The organism is Lamprobacter sp. (genome assembly GCF_034860625.1).
Classification (GTDB): domain Bacteria; phylum Pseudomonadota; class Gammaproteobacteria; order Chromatiales; family Chromatiaceae; genus Lamprobacter.
This window is the reverse complement of the sequence record NZ_JAYESN010000510.1, coordinates 1-1,403: the sequence shown is the minus strand read 5'-3', so window position 1 is coordinate 1,403 and position 1,403 is coordinate 1. Positions and strand designations below refer to the sequence as shown.

Below are 1,403 nucleotides of genomic sequence, written 5' to 3'. Positions count from 1 at the left end.
AATATCATTCGATAACAGATCTGGAGCACTACCCTGTCGCTGTTCGGGGCCGAGTTTACTGAGGGCGCCACGGTGCTGCGCATCCTCGCGCTTGAGCAGTTGGTGAATGTGGCGACCGGCTCGGTCGGATACTTGCTCTCGATGACCGGGCATGAACGCCTGCTGCGCAACAACGTGCTGGCGGCGGCGGTGGTGGCGCTGGACGGCGCCTTGGTGTTGATCCCGGCTTTTGGCTTGATCGGCACGGCGGTGGCGACGGCGACCGGAATAGCAATCCAGAATCTGCTCTGTGTCTGGCAGGTGCGCCGGGTGTTGGGGTTCAAGATGATGCTGCTCACACTGGTCTTCAGCCTGATCTTGGTGCTGACCTCTTGGCCAGGCAGCTCGGCGTCTCTGGGTGGTGTTGATCTGAGCCTCTATCGGGAGCCGAGCTACCCAAAGCCTCGCCGCGGCGGGCACGGGGAACTGCTTGAACGCCTCTACCTGATCTAACCACCAGGAGAACCCTGACATGGCCTACACCATGGAAGACTTTCTACGCGATCGACCTCTCGTCAGTACAGGTTGCGGATCGTATAGCGGCGCTATACTATCGCGGCATGATTCGTAGTTTCCGCCACAAAGGACTCGAAGCCTTTTACCGCACCGGGAGCAAGGCGGGCATTCAGCCTCATCACGCCAATCGGCTGCGTGCGCAGTTGTCCGCCTTGGATGTCGCGACGTGTCCGGAGGAAATGGGTCTCCCAGCTTGGCGATTGCACCCTTTGACCGGGGAGTTGTCAGGGTTCTGGGCCGTGACCGCCAATGCCAACTGGCGCGTGATGTTTCGATTTGACGGCGAAGACGCGGAGTTGGTCGATTATCTGGATTATCACTAGGAGTAGAGAGCCATGAGTCGTATGCACAATCCGCTGCATCCCGGTGAGGTTCTCAAGGACGGCTGGCCGGAGGCGGTGACGATCACGGCGGGAGCAAAGCAGTTGGGTGTGACGCGGGCGGCGCTATCGCGCATCCTGAATGGCCATGCGGGCATCAGTGCCGACATGGCTTTACGCTTGCAAGATTGGCTGGGCATCAATGCCGAGATGTGGCTGCGTATGCAGGCGGCTTATGATCTGTGGCAAGCCGAATATAACCGAGAACGGCCACATATCGAACGGCTGAATCGAATAACCGACATCGAATAAACGGACCCATCATTCAGGGCGCCGAAGCCTGACCTTGAATTACCGCCGAAACCATTCTTGGGTTGTTGAGCGCGGGTGAATCCCGCGACGAAATTCTGCGGCAATATCCGACGCTAGAGCCAGTGGACATCGATGCCTGTCTACGCTTTGCGGCGGATTTGATGGCCCGCCGCTATACATTGCGCGATGTTGCTTGATGTCGTGCGTCTGATCGAC

4 protein-coding genes are annotated in these 1,403 nt (G+C 58.6%); all 4 read left to right on the top strand.

Features of this window, described 5'->3' with window-relative positions:
• Positions 1-72: 72 nt before the first annotated feature.
• The 4 genes from VBE63_RS29325 to VBE63_RS29310 all read left to right on the top strand — a co-directional run bounded on the left by VBE63_RS29325 (position 73) and on the right by VBE63_RS29310 (position 1,384).
• The gene (locus tag VBE63_RS29325) at positions 73-492 is read left to right on the top strand and encodes a polysaccharide biosynthesis C-terminal domain-containing protein (protein WP_323686500.1); all 420 of its coding nucleotides are present in this window, start codon (positions 73-75) and stop codon (positions 490-492) included.
• Positions 493-599: 107 nt separating this feature from the next.
• Entirely contained in the window at positions 600-878 is a 279-nt protein-coding gene (locus VBE63_RS29320; RefSeq protein WP_323686499.1) for a type II toxin-antitoxin system RelE/ParE family toxin, read from the top strand.
• 12 nt (positions 879-890) lie between these two features.
• Positions 891-1,187 (top strand): HigA family addiction module antitoxin, encoded by a 297-nt coding sequence (locus VBE63_RS29315; protein ID WP_323686498.1) that lies wholly within the window; start codon positions 891-893, stop codon positions 1,185-1,187.
• 38 nt (positions 1,188-1,225) lie between these two features.
• Positions 1,226-1,384 (top strand): DUF433 domain-containing protein, encoded by a 159-nt coding sequence (locus VBE63_RS29310; protein WP_323686501.1) that lies wholly within the window; start codon positions 1,226-1,228, stop codon positions 1,382-1,384.
• Positions 1,385-1,403 lie beyond the last annotated feature (19 nt).

Excerpts from the sequence above, each read along its gene's own strand:
- VBE63_RS29320 (WP_323686499.1), top strand. The coding sequence starts at position 600 with ATGATTCGTAGTTTCCGCCACAAAGGACTCGAAGCCTTTTACCGCACC.
- VBE63_RS29315 (WP_323686498.1), top strand. The coding sequence starts at position 891 with ATGAGTCGTATGCACAATCCGCTGCATCCCGGTGAGGTTCTCAAGGAC.